Genomic DNA, 15,716 nt, shown 5'->3' on the forward strand with positions numbered 1-15,716 from the left:
GTCAGTACACCGTTCGCACGCTGGAACATGAAGTTGTCCGCGCCGTAGGTATCGCCACCGAACTCAGGCAAAACATCCGTCCATGCTGCCACGTCATACATCACGCCGTAATTACGACCGTAATCCAGTGAGCCCCACTGACCGAATTTCAGACCGGCAAAACCTACGCGGGTGAAATTGTTTGCATCTTCACTTTCTGCAGTATTCAGGGAAGCCTGATATTCCCACTCACCGTAACCGGTCAGTTCATTATTGATTTGAGTCTCACCACGGAAACCTAAACGCATATATGACTGGTCACCGTCAGCGCTGTCATCGCTGGAGAAATAATGCAGGCCGTCGACTTTACCGAACAGATCGAGTTTATTACCGTCTTTATTATAAATTTCGGCAGCGCCAACAGTGCCGGCCATCATCAGTGCGGGAATTACCAGAGAAAGCGCGCGTAATTTCATCATCAATATCCTTGATTATTTATAAACTGTTTAAATTTCCGTCCGGCAATTTTATTATCCGCCACCATGAAGTTATATTTCTCCTTCGGGCCGGACAGATGGGCGTAAAAATAAACGAGGGTAAGTTTCGTTGCAACCAGAAAAATTTTGAAATACCTTTCGTTTGGTGTTTGTTTAAGTTTAAAACTGCCCACAACACAATAATAAGACAATTAAAAACATACAGTTACGGCATTGTTTGACCTGGAGTGATTTCATATCATTCTCACAGTGATATTTAAATCCTATAATAATTTCACCGCGATACTATGGCATGAAAACATAATTCACAGAATTCAGCCTGTTCTCTGTCATGTTTTGTATTTTTCTAAAAATAAGGTTGCATTAAGGACAACAAAAAGCCCCTGAAATAGGGGCTGTAGATGACTATTCGCAAGAACAGGTTATTACATAATCCGTTCGAGGCGCTGGCCTTTACCGCCTAAACGCCCGTCGGTCTGATTCCATTCCTTTTCGTATGCCTGATAGGCAAATACAAATGCCTGATGACCATCTTCAAATAGCTGGTCAGGACGTCTATGCCAGCCGGAATAAGCATCGTAGCGCAAAATCTCATAGCCACCGTCAACCGGGTGGAGAAGGTAGGTATAATGTTCACAAAATTCCGGCGCATAAGGAATATCCTCCCCTGCTTCCAGTGTGATAAACAGACCGCCGAGGCGTAATTTAATCATTGATATCCTTTTTCATGATCCACAACCGGGTGGTTTGGGTGGCGGTGACATATGTCGTCTCAGCCGCCAGATGCATCCCCTGACGCTGATAAAATCCGATGGCGGGCAAATTACTTTGCAACACATCAAGCCAGAGAACGGGCTGGTTACGCGCTCTTGCCACACGTTCGGCGAAGGCAAAAACTTCAGATCCCAAACCACGCGAACGGTTCAGCGGGGTGAAGTACAGTTTGCATAACTTCGCCCCCTGACCTTCTGCAACGTCCAGCGGCGTATTAAAATTCAGTCTGGCGAAACCGACCGCCTCACCGTTATCCTGCGCAACCAGCCAGCAGCAATCCGGACTTTCCAGGCTCAGGGCTAGCGCCTCATCACCAAAACCCTCCTCCAGGAAAGCATTCAGTTCGTCCCCGCTTTGCCATAAACTACCAAAATAATGGCGATAGGTCTCCCGCCCCAGGCGCTGCAACAGGCTTAAATCGCCGATATCAGCCTCACGAATCTCCATTCTGACACTCTCCTGTGAAATCACTCGTTACCGTATTCAGACTTTGTCTGTCCCCCGATCAGGGGGTATGACCATCCGCTTAAGGCTTCCTTAAGTTCTTCTCTTTACACTCTATTTCATCGTGAAACTATACCGTTATTCAATGAATGCGGATATTCAGACCAGACCCCTTTACCTGCAGGGCAGCACAAATTAACGTATCTGAAATTTTTTCGTCCTGTCAGCAAGTTACCGGATTCTTTTGATGGCTATTTTGGCCTGTATAAATGAGGGTAGTATTATGGAGCAACTAAATCATTTGATTTTTCTATGGATTAACGCCACACCGGATTCGCCGAAAGCGCTGATTCAGCTGGCCACTTTTCTGGCTAATGACCTGATTATGATTGTCCCGCTGATGATTATCGGCCTGTGGCTGTGGGGCCATCAGGAGCGTATCGATAAGCAACGCGAAATGATCAGTAAGACAGCCATTGCGCTTCTTTTTGCGATGACGACGGCTAAAACGTTTTCCATGTTGTTCCCTCATGCCCGTCCTTTTGTGGAAGGTTTTGGTTATAACTTCCTGCATCATTCACCGGACGATTCCTTCCCGAGTGATCACGGTACAGTCAGTTTCACCTTCGCACTGGCCTTCCTGTTCTGGCACCGTGTCTGGTCAGGTGCTTTACTGATGGTAACCGCCTTGTCGATCGCCTGGTCACGCGTTTACCTTGGTGTGCACTGGCCGCTGGATATGCTGGGCGGCTTCCTGGTAGGTATGCTGGGGTGCCTGTTCGYGCAACTGGTGTGGAACTTGTTCGGCGAACCGATTAATGCCCTGATGTGCAAGGTTTACCGTTTCGGTTTTGCTTTCCCGATCAAGAAAGGTTGGGTTCAGCACTGATCCCCTGCTCCGTTATTCAAAGCATAAAAAAACGAGGCCACCTGAGCCTCGTTTTTTATGTCAGCAGATTATCATTTGCCGAAAATACTGCCCCACAATCCACTGATCTTCATCATCACGAAGTCCCAGATACGGCCAATAAAACCGGTTTCTTTCACTTCCTGCAACGCCACCAGAGGACGCTGTTCGATGACCTTGCCGTCCAGACTGAAATCTACTGTACCCACTACCTGATTTTTCGCCAGCGGTGCTTCAAGCTGCGGACTGGTCAGATTGAAACTGGCCTTGAGATTCTTCAGCTGGCCTTTAGGCATGGTCAGCGAGGCATTTTCAGCCACGCCGAGTGGCACCATTTTCTCCTCACCAAACCAGACGCGCTGGCTGGTAAAGGCATCACCCGCCTTGATTGGCGTGAGCGTTTCATAGAAACGGAAACCCCAGGTCAACAGGCTTTCGCTTTCATTAAAACGGATCCTGTCGCTTGGCGCACCCATCACCACAGCGATTAAACGCATGCCGGTGGAATCGCTGGCGGAAGAAACCAGATTGTAGCCCGCGCCCGACGTGTAACCGGTTTTGATGCCGTCAACGTTCAGGTTAGAGCTCCACAACAGGCGGTTGCGGTTAATCTGCTTGATGTGATTGAAGGTGAATTCTTTTTCTTTGTGCAGCGCATATTCATCCGGCGTATCGCGGATCAGCGCCTGCGACAACAGGGCCATGTCAGTAGCTGAGGTATATTGCCCGTCCGCATCCAGCCCGTGAACGGTTTTGAAATGGGTGTTTTGCAGTTTCAGCTGTTCGGCATAGCGATTCATCAGATTGACGAATGAATCCTGGCTGCCCGCCACAAAATCCGCCAGCGCAATACTGGCGTCGTTACCTGACTGGATCACAATACCTTTGTTAAGCTCAGAAACCGGCACGCGGTCGCCCGGTTTGAGGAACATCAGGGAGGAGCCGCGCAGCACCGGATTGCCGGTTGCCCAGGCGTCATTACCGACGGAAACCAGATCATCTGATTTGATTTTGCCGGATTTGATCGCCTGCCCGACCACATAGCTGACCATGATTTTACTCAGGCTGGCAGGGTCAAGACGCGCATCGGGATTAGATTCCGTCAGGATCTTCCCGCTGTTGTAATCCATAAGTACCCAGGATTTCGCGTTAATCTGCGGCGCGACCGGGGCGTTATCCGCCTGAGCGGCAGGCAGCGCCAGCAGCAATACTCCACCGCCCAGCGCGTAAATGAAAGTCCGTTTGAATTGGGAAGAAATTGTCATAGGTATCAGCGCTTTTGTCCGGGTAACTGAAATTTATCTTATCTTTCAATCAGATTGTGCAACTCTGTCAGAGGTAAAACCTACTGCTTTCCGGGTCGGGAATAAACCTAAATAGTGTAAAGATCTTAAGAATAGTAGAGTTTTCCGCTGCTTGCGCAGATTCAACTGACGATAAAAACAGCAGTAAGCACTTGACCATTCCATCCGGCTGGGGCAGTTTGTCTGTAAATCACATACAAAATACCTATAACAATAAAGGGCTTATTCACCACAGAAATCAATGCGAGTGAACAGGCGCAGGGGCATCAATGACAGGTCTGGTGGTAAAAGCGCTGATTGGCGCACTGGTTGTGATTCTGATCGGCGTGTTGTCTAAAACCCGCAATTATTACATTGCCGGACTGGTTCCGCTGTTCCCCACTTTTGCACTGATTGCCCATTATATCGTCGGCACCGAACGCAGCATTGAAGCCCTGCGCACCACCATTATTTTCGGACTGTGGGCCGTTATCCCTTACATGGTGTATCTGATTTCTCTCTATTTCTTCATCGGCTCGATGAAACTCCCCTACGCCCTGTTTGGTGCCGTGGTCTGCTGGTCACTGGCGGCATGGTTGCTGATAAGCCTGTGGACTCGCTTTCACGCCTGATGAAGATCGCGTGACAATATCGTTCACAAAACACTCAGTATTTGAAATTGCGCTACGCTGAATGAAGGCTTTCAGATGAGGGAATCCGCCCCATGGATCTCGCAATATTTGAACTCGACCACACGCTGATTTGCGATGACAGCCACAATCTGTGGTTGCACTGGCTGGTTTCGCAGGGCTACGCCCCCCGCGATGAACTCAGTCATTACCGGCTGAATGCTGTTCATCAGCACAATACTCCGGCCAGCGGTGTTATTTGCCCGCAAACCACCGCCCGTTACCGCCGCTATCTTTCTCAGACGTTACAGCCCATGAGCGGCCTGAACTGTGCCACCGTGGCGAACTGGGTCCAGCGGTTTATCCATCGGGATATCATGCCACGGGTTTATCCGCAGGCGCGTGAACGGCTCGACTGGCACCGTATGCGCGGGGATGAAATCCTGATTATCTCCGCATCAGGCGACCATCTGGTCATGCCGGTCGCCCGACGCCTGGGCGCGAATGCCGGACTCGGACTGCAAGCCGGCATCGTTAACCAGCGTTTCAGCGGCAGGGTCGAAGGTAAACTGACCTTTCATGAGGGGCGTCTTGAGCGCTTAAAGCTGTGGCTGGAGAATCGCGAGCCGACGTTCTATCAGCAAATATTCGCCTACAGCCATACGCTTTATGATCAGCCTTTGCTGGAGTTTGCCGATGTCGCTACGGTCATTAATGCCAGCGAACCTCTGCAAAAATTCGCTGCTGCAAAAGGCTGGCATAACCTGCACTGGTCACGCTATGCGCATCGGCAACAAGACGCATGCTGACGGCTACAGCCGGAAATCACGAATAAAATTCTCGTTTTCACGCGTCAGTTCATCACGAATAAAATCGATGAACTGACTCAGTGCCGCCGGACGCCGCTTGCCTGCCGGTGACTGCAACTGCAACGTACGCTGACTCAGTTGTTCAATATTTACCGGTTTCACCCGCAAATTGTCGCGGCGCGCTTTGTACATAATGGAAAAATGGCTGCATGCCGCAATCGCGCCCGGTGTCTGCACCATAAAATCGTACAACGTCGAGAAACGGTTACAACTCACCGCAGGCTCAAGAAAAATGCCGCTCATCCGGCAGGACAAATCAAACAACTGGCGGATGGTGCTGCCCTGCTCGTTCATCGCCAGCGGGTACGGGTGCAAATCCGTCAGCAGCACCTCAGATTCCGCCAGCGGATGATCCGGACGCATCACCATGCGCACCGGCGCGGGAAAAGACGCCAGAATATCCACACCGCGCTCCGCCGCCAGACTGAACTGCAACGCCAGTTCCACTTCGCCGTTGTGGATCATCTCCGACACTTCAACCGCCGTGCCGACGTTGAGATAAAACATCACACCCGGATTGTTCAGCCGGAACTGTGAAAACAGCTGCGGCAGCAAATCAAACGCCAGCCCGTCGGTGCAGGCCATGCGGATCACCGTGCGGCGTACCGCGTTCAGCCCCTGGATTTCTGCCATGGCGTGTTCCATGTCCATCATGCTTTTGCGCACATGGTTTTCCAGAATTTGTCCGGCATCATTCAGCACCATGCCGCGGGCATGACGCTCAAAAAGCGGCGCACCGATACGTTCTTCGAGGCGCTGGATCTGGCGACTGATGGCAGACACTGCGACAAATAATTGCTTACTCGCCGCACTCAGCGAACCGGTGTTTGCCACTACCAGGAAGTAGCGAATTTCCGTACTTTGCATGGCCGTATTGCCTCATAACTGTGCAGACAAGCATTACAATAAAAGCAACGCTAAGTTGCAATTATTATTATTGTGGCAACGCTTGCGCCGCGCGTAGAGTGAAACTGCTAAAAAAACCAACAATAAATCCTCAAAACATTAAAAAGCAGGTTATTCATGACAGCGGAAAATATCGTTGAACAGGCATTAGCCTGGTTCGATCAGGGTGAATACAAAAGAACACTGGCACGCAGGGTGGCTACTGCCACCGAAAGCCAGAGCAATCAGCGAGACGCTGAACTGGCACGTTATCTCGATGAAGAGATTAAACCGGCACTTTCAGCGATGGGTTTCAGCCTGCTCAGCGTGGAAAATCCTCATGCCGCCAACCGTCCTTTCCTGATTGCTACGCGCATTGAAGACAGCGAATTGCCCACCATACTGAGCTATGGCCACGGCGACGTGGTGTTCGGCGACGATGAAAACTGGCGCAGTGATTTGTCGCCATGGACGCTGAAAGAAGAAGGTGACCGCTGGTACGGACGCGGCAGCGCCGACAACAAAGGCCAGCACAGCGTTAATATTGCGGCGCTGGAACAAATCTTCAAAGCACGTGGTGGCCGTCTCGGCTTTAACTGCAAACTGTTGTTCGAAATGGGTGAAGAAATCAGCTCGCCGGGGCTGGCCGAACTGTGCCGCGATTATCACGACCAACTCAGCGCCGACATTTTCCTGGCCTCCGACGGCCCGCGCCTGAGTGCTGTGCGCCCGACGCTGTTCCTCGGCTCGCGGGGTGCGGTCAATTTCCGTCTGACCATCAATGCCCGCGACAACGCCTATCACTCCGGCAACTGGGGCGGTCTGCTGACCAATCCCGGCATTCAGCTGGCGAATGCGCTGGCCTCGCTGGTCAGTCAGCAGGGTCAGTTGCAGGTGGAAGCGCTTAAACCGCCGGCAGTCAGTGAGGCAGTGCGAGACATTCTCCGTGATGTTGACGTCGGCGGCGGCGAAAGTGATCCGCAGATCGACCCGGACTGGGGAGAAGCCGGTCTGACGCCAGCCGAGCGTTTGTATGCCTGGAATACGCTGGAAGTGCTGTCATTCCTGACCGGTAATCCGCAGCGCCCGATGAACGCGATTCCCGGCAACGCCACGGCAGTGTGTCAGCTACGGTTTGTGGTCGGCACTGACTGGCAAAACCTGGCGAAACACGTGCGTGACCATCTTGATGCACAGGGTTTCCCACAGGTTGAAGTGGAATTTATGCGCGGTTCACCGGCCACCCGTTTCGACCCGACCGACCCGCTGGTCGGCTGGGCGCTGAACATCATGCAGCAAACTACCGGCAAAAAACCGGCGCTGCTACCGAACCTCGGCGGTTCACTGCCCAATGACGTTTTTGCCGATATTCTCGGCCTGCCGACGTTGTGGGTTCCGCATTCGTATCCGGCCTGCGGTCAGCATGGCGTCAACGAGCACATGTTGATTTCCGTCGCCCGCGAGGGGCTGGCGATCATGACCCGTCTGTTATGGGATTTCGGCGAGCATGGTACCGCCCTGCTCGCTCAGCATATTGATCACGCCGGAGGTGCCAAATGAGCCAGTTAACGGCGTCATCCCATACAACCGGCAACGCGACAGAAAAGCCAAGCCTGATGAAAACCCTCTTTGCGACCTGTATCGGTAACGCGCTGGAATGGTTTGATATCGCGATTTACGGTTTTTTCGCCAGCTACATTGCTCACGCCTATTTTCCGACATCCGATCCGACCGTTTCCCTGTTACTGACGTTTGGCAGTTTCGGCGTGTCATTCCTGATCCGCCCGCTCGGCGCGGTTGTGCTGGGTGCGTATGCAGACAAACACGGACGCAAAGCCTCACTGTTGCTGTCCATCAGCCTGATGATGATCGGCGGCCTGATTATCGTTATCACGCCGTCTTACGGAACCATCGGCATGGCGGCTCCGTTGTTAATCCTGGCAGCTCGTCTGATTCAGGGCTTCTCGGCAGGCGGTGAATTCGGCAGTTCGACGGCCTTTCTGGTCGAACACTTCCCGGAACGCAAAGCGTTTATCGCCAGCTGGCAGTTCGCGACACAGGGCGCGAGTACGCTGCTGGCATCGGCATTCGGGCTGGGCTTATCGGCAGTGCTGAGTGAAACACAACTGCAGGACTGGGGATGGCGTATTCCGTTTATCTTCGGGCTGCTGATCGGGCCGGTCGGTTTATACATCCGCCGTCATATCCGGGAATCGGAAAGTTTCAGCAAGGCCGAGAAAACCGCGTCGCCACTGAAAGAAATCGTGCGTGCGCAAAAAGGTCTGTTCTTTACCGCGATTGGCCTGATGGTGGTGTCTACTGCCATCAACTATATGCTGAACTACGTACCGACATACGCCACCAAAACACTGCATCTGCCTGCTTCGGCGGGGTTCAGCGCCACACTGGCAGCCGGGATTATCCTGACGGTAGTAACGCCCGTTATGGGCCTGTGGGCGGAGAAAATTGGCCGTCTGCCGCTGATGTGGGGATCGCTTATTCTGCTGTTGCTGACCGTGTATCCGGCATTCTGGCTGATGCTGCAACACACTTCGGCGATGTCCTTGTTGTTGCTGATAAGCTGGCTGGCACTACTGAAATCGGTGTATTTCTCCACCGTGCCGTCGATGATGGCTGACCTGTTCCCGATCACCACCCGCGCCAGCGGGATGGCGATCAGCTACAACGTCGCCGTGACCGTGTTTGGTGGCTTCGCGCCATTCATCTGTACATTGCTGATTTCCGCCACCGGCAGCAGTCTGGCACCGGGCTACTACCTGATGATGGTCGGGTTGCTCAGCGTCTGGGCCCTGTTCAAGGCGCAAAGAACGCAACGCTGATTGCGCTGACTGAAACTGAGGCGGGCTGAAATAGCCCGCCTTTTTATTGAGTTAACCCTTCAGGACTTAACCCTGCGGTGCCACCTTCAGCAACTTGCCATCGCGATCGTCGGTCAGCACATACACAAATCCGTCTGCACCCACCTGCACTTCGCGGATCCGTTCCTTACGGTCACTGAGTAAACGCTCTTCATGCGTGACTTTTTCGCCGTCGAGCGTCAGGCGGATCAGCGATTCTCCTGCCAGCGCACCGATAAACAGCGAGTTTTTCCATTGCGGGAATTTTTGCACGTTATAGAACGCCATGCCGCTTAATGCCGGTGAAACTTCCCAGTAATAAATCGGATCTTCCGCCCCCGCTAATGTGGTGCCTTTGGCTTCGGGGATCGGCTGCCCGGAATAGTTAATCCCGAAGGTTGCCAGCGGCCAGCCGTAGTTTTTACCCGCTTTCAGCAGATTCACTTCATCGCCGCCACGCGGGCCGTGTTCGGTTTCCCACAACACCCCGCTCCACGGATTAACTGCCAGTCCCTGCGGATTACGGTTGCCGAAAGTCCAGATTTCCGGCTTCGCACTTTTGTCCTGAACAAACGGATTATCCTGCGGCACGCCGCCTTCCGGTGTCAGACGCAAAATCTTGCCCTGCAACTGATTCAGATGCTGGGCGTTGATGCGCTGATTATTGTCACCGGTCGTCAGGAAAATATTTCCCTTCTGATCGAAGGCGATGCGCCCGCCGAGATTAATGCCGCTTTGCAACGCCGGTTGCTGTACGAAAATGACCTTAAAATTCGTCAGGGTTTTATTGTCCGCCGTCAACGTGCCATAGCCCAGCGCAGCATGCGGTTCACCTTTTTCACCCGGCTGCGCAAAGGTGAGATACACCCGGCGGTTACTGGCAAAATCTGGCGACAAACGGACATCCCACAAACCGGCCTGCCCGGCGACCCACACGGCCGGTACACCTTTCAGCGGTGCGGATAATCCAACGTCCTGCTTCCAAAGTCGCAGTTGCCCGCTGCGTTCGGTAATCAGCGCCCCTTGATTATCAGGCAAAAAAGCCAGTGACCACGGGTGATCCAGCCCTTTTGCCAGTTCAGTGACCTGCGCGCTGACAAGTGGCGGCGGGACGGGGGATTTCGGCGCAGCAGAGACGTTGGTGGTTAACATCACCAGCGCAAAAGCAGGCAATAAGGTGTCGCGGAAAGAAAATGGCATAAGGCTTCTCCCGGAGGCTGTATTGAGGAATGAACAATCAATGTAAAAATCGCAGACAAAAATTCAGTTTAGGCCATGTGCCTGATTTTGCTCAGAGGCTGCGCATCCGCTATAACCCACAGGAATAACAACACTGTTAAATATAATAACAACAAAGCATTCCTTCTTTCGTAACATACCGGTAAACTGCTCCGACAGAATAGACGTCCAGACAGACAGACTTCTGCACATCCTCAATCTGGAAAGCCGCATTGCCTTCCCGGATTTACCAAAAAAAACACCAGAAAAAACATCGCGTCCGACGGAGCTGTTCAATAATGAAAAAAATATCCGCATCCCTGCTGGCATTAAGCCTGTTTTCCACTGTACCGGCCTTCGCTGCCGGTGAAACACCTGCGCCCGTTCCGGCGGCTATCGCCCAGCACAACGGTCCCGTGCGCATCGCAGTTATCCGTAATCTTGGCTCCGACGATAACACCACGCAGTTCCTGGCCGGTGCCATTAAACAAGGCCGCGCACTTGGCTTTAAAGTGGATACCTTTCTGAGTAATGGCGATGACGCCAAATTTCAGGATTTCGTGAATCAGGCCATCAGCCAGAAATACGACGGCATTATCCTGTCCCAGGGACGCGGCCCGTATTCCGAAGCGCTGGCAAAACGCATTGCGGCAGCAGGTATTGCGGTTTCCGCATTTGATACCGAAGTGCCGGAAAACATTCCAGGCGTGACCGTCACCCGTCAGGACGATGCCTCACTGGCGAAAGCGTCTGTCGGCCAGCTGGTGAAAGACTTCAACGGTAAGGCTAATATCGTCAAACTGTGGGTAGCCGGTTTCCCGCCAATGGAACGCCGCCAGAAAACCTACGAAGCTATTTTGAAAGAGAATCCGGGCATTCATCAGCTGGAATCTATCGGCGCAGTGTCTTCTGACGTGCAGGGCGATACAGCGAACAAAGTCGGTGCAATCCTCGCGAAGTACCCGAAAGGTCAGATTGATGCCATCTGGGGCGCATGGGACGCCTTCAGTCAGGGCGCGTATAAAGCACTGAAAGAAAATGGCCGTACCGAGATCAAACTCTACAGCATTGATGTATCGAATCAGGATTTACAACTGATGCGCGAAAAAGGCAGCCCGTGGCAGATGACCGCTGCAGTGGATACACAGCTGATTGGCGCGGTTAACCTGCGAATTGTGGCGCTTAAAATTGCCGGTGAGAAAACCCCTGCAACCTATGAATTCCCGGCACAGACCATTCCGCAATCTCTGCTTCTCAGCCAACCGGACGGCATCAACGTGACCGGTCTAAGCAAAATCATTCCTGGCTGGGGTAAATCTGAAGATTTCACCGCACCGTGGTTTGCGACGCTGGAAGCAAAATATAAAAAATAAACATCGGAGCCTCCCGGAAACGGGAGGTTTTTTCCGCATGTATCCGCCCCTTATCAGGCTCTTCCTCCACACTTTTCCCGCTCAACTTTCCTCCGTTTGCACTGTGCGATCACAGAAATAAAGAAACATAATTTCAGAAACAAAAATCTCAATAGCCTCAGGCCCCCGCCAACCGTTAAAAACGTACTCACCCTTTTCATATGGACATTGAAGCAATGAGTACAGAAATCCTTTCGGTCAAGGAAAAGATTGGATACGGATTAGGCGACGCCGCCAGTCATATCATTTTCGATAACGTCATGCTCTACATGATGTTTTTCTATACCGATATTTTCGGCATTCCTGCGGGTTATGTCGGTACGATGTTCCTGCTGGCCCGCGCACTGGACGCGATCTCAGACCCCTGCATGGGATTACTGGCAGACCGCACCCGAACGCGCTGGGGGAAATTCCGCCCTTATGTGCTGTTTGGCGCCATTCCTTTCGGCATCGTCTGCATATTCACTTACACCACGCCAGAGCTGAGCATGACCGGCAAAATGATTTACGCCGCTATCACTTATACCCTGCTGACGCTGATGTATACCGTGGTCAACATTCCTTACTGCGCCCTCGGCGGTGTGATTACCTCTAACCCGACGCAACGTATTTCACTGCAATCCTATCGCTTCGTGCTGGCCACTGCTGGCGGCATGTTAAGTACCGTGCTGATGATGCCGCTGGTTAAACTGATCGGCGGAGAAAATCAGGCGCTCGGTTATCAGGGCGGGATTGCGGTGCTTGCGATTGTTGCGGCCGTGATGCTGGCGATTTGTTTTGCCACCACCAAAGAACGTATCGATCCGGGCAAACCGACCGGCACCATGCGCGAAGATTTGCGTGATATCTGGCACAACGACCAGTGGCGTATTGTCGGCCTGCTGACCATCCTCAACATCATTGCGGTCGCGGTTCGCGGCGGCGCCATGATGTATTACGTGACGTACATTCTCGGCAATCCGGTGCTGTTCGCCTGGTTCCTTGGCGTCTATTCCGTCGGTAACCTGTTAGGCAGTGCGCTGGCAAAACCGCTGACCGACTGGAAATGTAAGGTCAGTGTTTTCTGGTGGACCAACGCCATTCTGGCGGTTCTGAGCCTCGGCATGTTCTTCCTGCCGGTGAACGGCAGCGTGCTGATGTTTATCTTCATCTTCGTTATCGGCGTTCTGCATCAGTTAGTCACACCAATTCAGTGGGTAATGATGTCCGACACCGTAGATTACGGCGAATGGAACGATGGCAAACGCCTGACCGGTATCAGCTTCGCCGGTACCCTGTTTGTTCTGAAACTCGGTCTGGCCCTGGCCGGCGCGATGATCGGCTGGATGCTGGCCGGTGCTGGTTATCAGTCCGGTGCCGCCACCCAAAATGCAGCCACCATGACCAGCATTATCGCGCTGTTCACCCTGGTTCCGGCAGTTTGCTACCTGTTGAGCGCCATCATCTGTAAACGCTATTACATTCTTCGTACCCCGCTGCTACGCCGCATTCTTGATGAAGTCGCACAAGGCATCCGCCGCAATCAGCAAGAATTTATGAAATAAATTGGATGAAGTTTAAAAGGAAGAGACATTATGAAGATCAGTGATGGTAACTGGTTGATCCAGGAAGGATTGTCACTCACACACCCGCTTCAGGTGTTTGAAGTACAACGCTCCGGTAATGAGATGGTGATTTATGCTGCGCCGAAAGATGCCTCGGAACGCGCCAGCCAACTGGACTCGCCACTGTTTACGCTGCGTTTCTTCTCGCCGCAGACCGGCGTGATGGGTGTACGTATTACTCATTTTGATGGCGAAATGGATAAAGGCCCGCATTATCCGTTAATGCAAACCGACACCCCCGAACTGCGCTTTGAAGACAACGATGAATTCGCCGCGCTGCACAGCGGTGATCTGAGTGTTCGCGTCACCAAAGGTAATAACTGGACGCTGGACTTCCTGCGCCATGGCCGACGGATCACCGGCAGTGTCGCGAAATCTAACGGCTATGTTCAGGACGCGAACTCGCATAAAACCTACATGATGGAACGCCTGGATCTGGGCGTTGGCGAAACGGTTTATGGTCTGGGTGAGCGTTTCACCGCGCTGGTCAAAAATGGCCAGACTGTCGAGACCTGGAACCGCGATGGCGGCACCAGCACTGAGCAGTCTTACAAAAACATTCCGTTCTACCTGACAAACCGCGGCTACGGCGTGCTGGTAAATCATCCTGAATGTGTGTCTTTTGAAGTCGGCTCAGAAAAAGTCTCCAAAGTGCAATTCAGCGTGGAAGGCGAATATCTCGAGTATTTCGTTATCGATGGCCCGACGMCGAAAAAAGTGCTCGATCGTTATACCCGTCTGACCGGCCGCCCTGCACTGCCACCCGCCTGGTCGTTTGGCCTGTGGCTGACCACCTCGTTTACCACCAACTATGATGAAGCGACCGTCAACAGCTTTATTGACGGCATGGCGGAACGTGAATTGCCACTGCATGTTTTCCACTTCGACTGCTTTTGGATGAAAGCTTTCCAGTGGTGTGATTTTGAATGGGATCCGCAAACTTTCCCTGATCCTCAGGGTATGTTGCAGCGCCTGAAAGCGCGCGGCCTGAAAATTTGTGTGTGGATCAACCCGTACATCGGCCAGAAATCACCGCTTTTCCGTGAAGGTAAAGAAAAAGGTTATCTGCTCAAACGCCCTGACGGCCGTGTCTGGCAGTGGGATAAATGGCAGGCTGGTATGGGCATCGTGGATTTCACTCATCCGCAGGCCGCTGAATGGTACGCGGGCCATCTGAAACGTCTGGTGGATATGGGCGTCGATTGCTTCAAAACCGACTTCGGCGAACGTATCCCAACCGACGTCGTCTGGCACGACGGCAGTGACCCGCAAAAAATGCATAATCATTACGCGTTTGTGTACAACAAACTGGTATACGAAACGTTGCAGGATAAACTCGGCGCAGACGAAGCCGTGCTGTTCGCCCGTTCCGCCTCGGTGGGGGCGCAGCAATTCCCGGTTCACTGGGGCGGTGACTGCTACGCCACTTACGAGTCCATGGCTGAAAGCCTGCGTGGCGGGTTATCCATCGGATTATCCGGCTTTGGTTTCTGGAGCCACGACATTGGCGGTTTCGAAAATACTGCACCGGCGCACATCTACAAACGCTGGTGCGCATTCGGCCTGCTCTCAAGCCACAGCCGCCTGCATGGCAGCAAATCCTATCGGGTGCCGTGGGTGTATGACGATGAAGCCTGCGATGTGGTGCGCCAGTTCACGCAGCTAAAATGCCGCCTGATGCCGTATCTCTACCCCGCTTCAGCCCAGGCTGCCAGCCACGGAACACCGGTGATGCGCGCCATGGTGCTGGAGTTCCCTGACGATCCGGCATGCGATTATCTTGACCGCCAATATATGCTTGGTGATGATCTGCTGGTCGCCCCCGTTTTCAGCGAAGAAGGCGATGTCAATTTCTATCTGCCAGAAGGCCGCTGGACGCACCTTCTGAGCAACGACGTGGCCGAAGGTTCGCGCTGGCATCGTCAGCAGCATGGCTTCGACAGCCTGCCGTTATATGTTCGTCCGAATACCTTGCTGGCGCTTGGCAGTAATAATCAGAAGCCGGATTATGATTACAGCCAGCAGCCTGAATTCCATCTGTTCGAGCTGGAAGACGGCGCGGTGGCAGAAAGCGTGATCACCGATCTGAGCGGGAGAACCGTCTTCATCCTGAAAGCCGAACGGCGGGATGGCGTAATTACAGTAACCCGGGAAGGCCAGGCATCAGGCTGGACACTGTGCCTGCGCAATCAGAAATCGGTCAGGGAAGTGAGCGGTGCTGCGCAGAAAGAAGGGGCGCTGGGGATATTGCTGACCCCGGCTGCCGGTGCAGGTCCGGTGGTGATAACACTGTAATTTATTCTCTGGTATCAATGTATTCATGCCCCGTTCGTCACTGAACGGGGCATTTTTTTATG

The 15,716-nt window shown here is 52.9% G+C and carries 14 protein-coding genes; 8 read left to right on the top strand and 6 right to left on the bottom strand.

All coding sequences use genetic code 11. From position 1 onward, the window contains the following. The 3 genes from AC1DUO_RS11735 to AC1DUO_RS11745 all read right to left on the bottom strand — a co-directional run. A partial coding sequence (locus AC1DUO_RS11735) for a porin (protein ID WP_477987435.1) occupies positions 1–455 on the bottom strand: 455 nt, incomplete at its 3' end. Positions 456–901: 446 nt separating this feature from the next. Further along, complete coding sequence (locus tag AC1DUO_RS11740) at positions 902–1,189, bottom strand: hypothetical protein (RefSeq protein WP_013575869.1); 288 nt, start codon at positions 1,187–1,189, stop codon at positions 902–904. Next, the gene (locus tag AC1DUO_RS11745; RefSeq protein WP_119261729.1) at positions 1,182–1,697 is read right to left on the bottom strand and encodes a GNAT family N-acetyltransferase; all 516 of its coding nucleotides are present in this window, start codon (positions 1,695–1,697) and stop codon (positions 1,182–1,184) included. Before AC1DUO_RS11745 ends, AC1DUO_RS11740 begins: the two co-directional genes overlap by 8 nt. 280 nt (positions 1,698–1,977) lie before the next feature. Here AC1DUO_RS11745 and ybjG point away from each other — a divergent pair, with 280 nt between their 5' ends. Beyond that, positions 1,978–2,583: an undecaprenyl-diphosphate phosphatase gene (gene ybjG, locus AC1DUO_RS11750; RefSeq protein WP_477987438.1), complete on the top strand. Its 606-nt coding sequence runs from the start codon at positions 1,978–1,980 to the stop codon at positions 2,581–2,583. A gap of 71 nt (positions 2,584–2,654) precedes the next feature. Here the strand turns inward: ybjG and AC1DUO_RS11755 are convergent, their stop codons facing one another. Beyond that, entirely contained in the window at positions 2,655–3,866 is a 1,212-nt protein-coding gene (locus tag AC1DUO_RS11755; protein ID WP_013575872.1) for a serine hydrolase, read from the bottom strand. A gap of 308 nt (positions 3,867–4,174) precedes the next feature. Here AC1DUO_RS11755 and AC1DUO_RS11760 point away from each other — a divergent pair, with 308 nt between their 5' ends. Both AC1DUO_RS11760 and AC1DUO_RS11765 read left to right on the top strand, forming a co-directional pair. Next, a complete protein-coding gene (locus tag AC1DUO_RS11760; RefSeq protein ID WP_013575873.1) occupies positions 4,175–4,516 on the top strand; it encodes a GlpM family protein in 342 nt (113 codons plus the stop codon). Between the two features lie 92 nt (positions 4,517–4,608). Continuing rightward, a complete protein-coding gene (locus tag AC1DUO_RS11765) occupies positions 4,609–5,322 on the top strand; it encodes an HAD family hydrolase (protein ID WP_119261732.1) in 714 nt (237 codons plus the stop codon). A gap of 3 nt (positions 5,323–5,325) precedes the next feature. Here AC1DUO_RS11765 and AC1DUO_RS11770 read toward each other — a convergent pair whose 3' ends face one another. Beyond that, entirely contained in the window at positions 5,326–6,249 is a 924-nt protein-coding gene (locus AC1DUO_RS11770) for a LysR family transcriptional regulator (protein WP_013575875.1), read from the bottom strand. Positions 6,250–6,405: 156 nt separating this feature from the next. Here AC1DUO_RS11770 and AC1DUO_RS11775 point away from each other — a divergent pair, with 156 nt between their 5' ends. Further along, the gene (locus AC1DUO_RS11775; protein WP_119261733.1) at positions 6,406–7,827 is read left to right on the top strand and encodes a M20 family metallopeptidase; all 1,422 of its coding nucleotides are present in this window, start codon (positions 6,406–6,408) and stop codon (positions 7,825–7,827) included. Next, complete coding sequence (locus AC1DUO_RS11780; RefSeq protein WP_037034447.1) at positions 7,824–9,107, top strand: MFS transporter; 1,284 nt, start codon at positions 7,824–7,826, stop codon at positions 9,105–9,107. Before AC1DUO_RS11775 ends, AC1DUO_RS11780 begins: the two co-directional genes overlap by 4 nt. Positions 9,108–9,173: 66 nt before the next feature. Here AC1DUO_RS11780 and AC1DUO_RS11785 read toward each other — a convergent pair whose 3' ends face one another. Continuing rightward, positions 9,174–10,325 (bottom strand): PQQ-dependent sugar dehydrogenase, encoded by a 1,152-nt coding sequence (locus AC1DUO_RS11785; RefSeq protein ID WP_119261734.1) that lies wholly within the window; start codon positions 10,323–10,325, stop codon positions 9,174–9,176. A gap of 317 nt (positions 10,326–10,642) precedes the next feature. Here AC1DUO_RS11785 and AC1DUO_RS11790 point away from each other — a divergent pair, with 317 nt between their 5' ends. The 3 genes from AC1DUO_RS11790 to yicI all read left to right on the top strand — a co-directional run bounded on the left by AC1DUO_RS11790 (position 10,643) and on the right by yicI (position 15,654). Then, positions 10,643–11,716: a sugar ABC transporter substrate-binding protein gene (locus AC1DUO_RS11790; protein WP_013575879.1), complete on the top strand. Its 1,074-nt coding sequence runs from the start codon at positions 10,643–10,645 to the stop codon at positions 11,714–11,716. Between the two features lie 215 nt (positions 11,717–11,931). Beyond that, positions 11,932–13,299, top strand: coding sequence for a glycoside-pentoside-hexuronide family transporter (locus tag AC1DUO_RS11795; protein ID WP_126124214.1), 1,368 nt, complete (start codon positions 11,932–11,934; stop codon positions 13,297–13,299). 30 nt (positions 13,300–13,329) lie between these two features. Then, the gene (yicI, locus tag AC1DUO_RS11800; RefSeq protein WP_477987444.1) at positions 13,330–15,654 is read left to right on the top strand and encodes an alpha-xylosidase; all 2,325 of its coding nucleotides are present in this window, start codon (positions 13,330–13,332) and stop codon (positions 15,652–15,654) included. The last annotated feature ends 62 nt before the right edge of the window (positions 15,655–15,716 follow it).

The sequence above is a fragment of the Rahnella sp. P4_A8 genome, from assembly GCF_056402435.1.

Bases quoted from the DNA above. Each gene is read 5' to 3' on its own strand.
- AC1DUO_RS11785 (WP_119261734.1), bottom strand. From the start codon at position 10,325: ATGCCATTTTCTTTCCGCGACACCTTATTGCCTGCTTTTGCGCTGGTG.
- AC1DUO_RS11795 (WP_126124214.1), top strand. From the start codon at position 11,932: ATGAGTACAGAAATCCTTTCGGTCAAGGAAAAGATTGGATACGGATTA.
- AC1DUO_RS11780 (WP_037034447.1), top strand. From the start codon at position 7,824: ATGAGCCAGTTAACGGCGTCATCCCATACAACCGGCAACGCGACAGAA.
- AC1DUO_RS11755 (WP_013575872.1), bottom strand. From the start codon at position 3,866: ATGACAATTTCTTCCCAATTCAAACGGACTTTCATTTACGCGCTGGGC.
- AC1DUO_RS11790 (WP_013575879.1), top strand. From the start codon at position 10,643: ATGAAAAAAATATCCGCATCCCTGCTGGCATTAAGCCTGTTTTCCACT.
- AC1DUO_RS11770 (WP_013575875.1), bottom strand. From the start codon at position 6,249: ATGCAAAGTACGGAAATTCGCTACTTCCTGGTAGTGGCAAACACCGGT.
- AC1DUO_RS11745 (WP_119261729.1), bottom strand. From the start codon at position 1,697: ATGGAGATTCGTGAGGCTGATATCGGCGATTTAAGCCTGTTGCAGCGC.
- AC1DUO_RS11740 (WP_013575869.1), bottom strand. From the start codon at position 1,189: ATGATTAAATTACGCCTCGGCGGTCTGTTTATCACACTGGAAGCAGGG.
- AC1DUO_RS11775 (WP_119261733.1), top strand. From the start codon at position 6,406: ATGACAGCGGAAAATATCGTTGAACAGGCATTAGCCTGGTTCGATCAG.
- AC1DUO_RS11760 (WP_013575873.1), top strand. From the start codon at position 4,175: ATGACAGGTCTGGTGGTAAAAGCGCTGATTGGCGCACTGGTTGTGATT.
- AC1DUO_RS11765 (WP_119261732.1), top strand. From the start codon at position 4,609: ATGGATCTCGCAATATTTGAACTCGACCACACGCTGATTTGCGATGAC.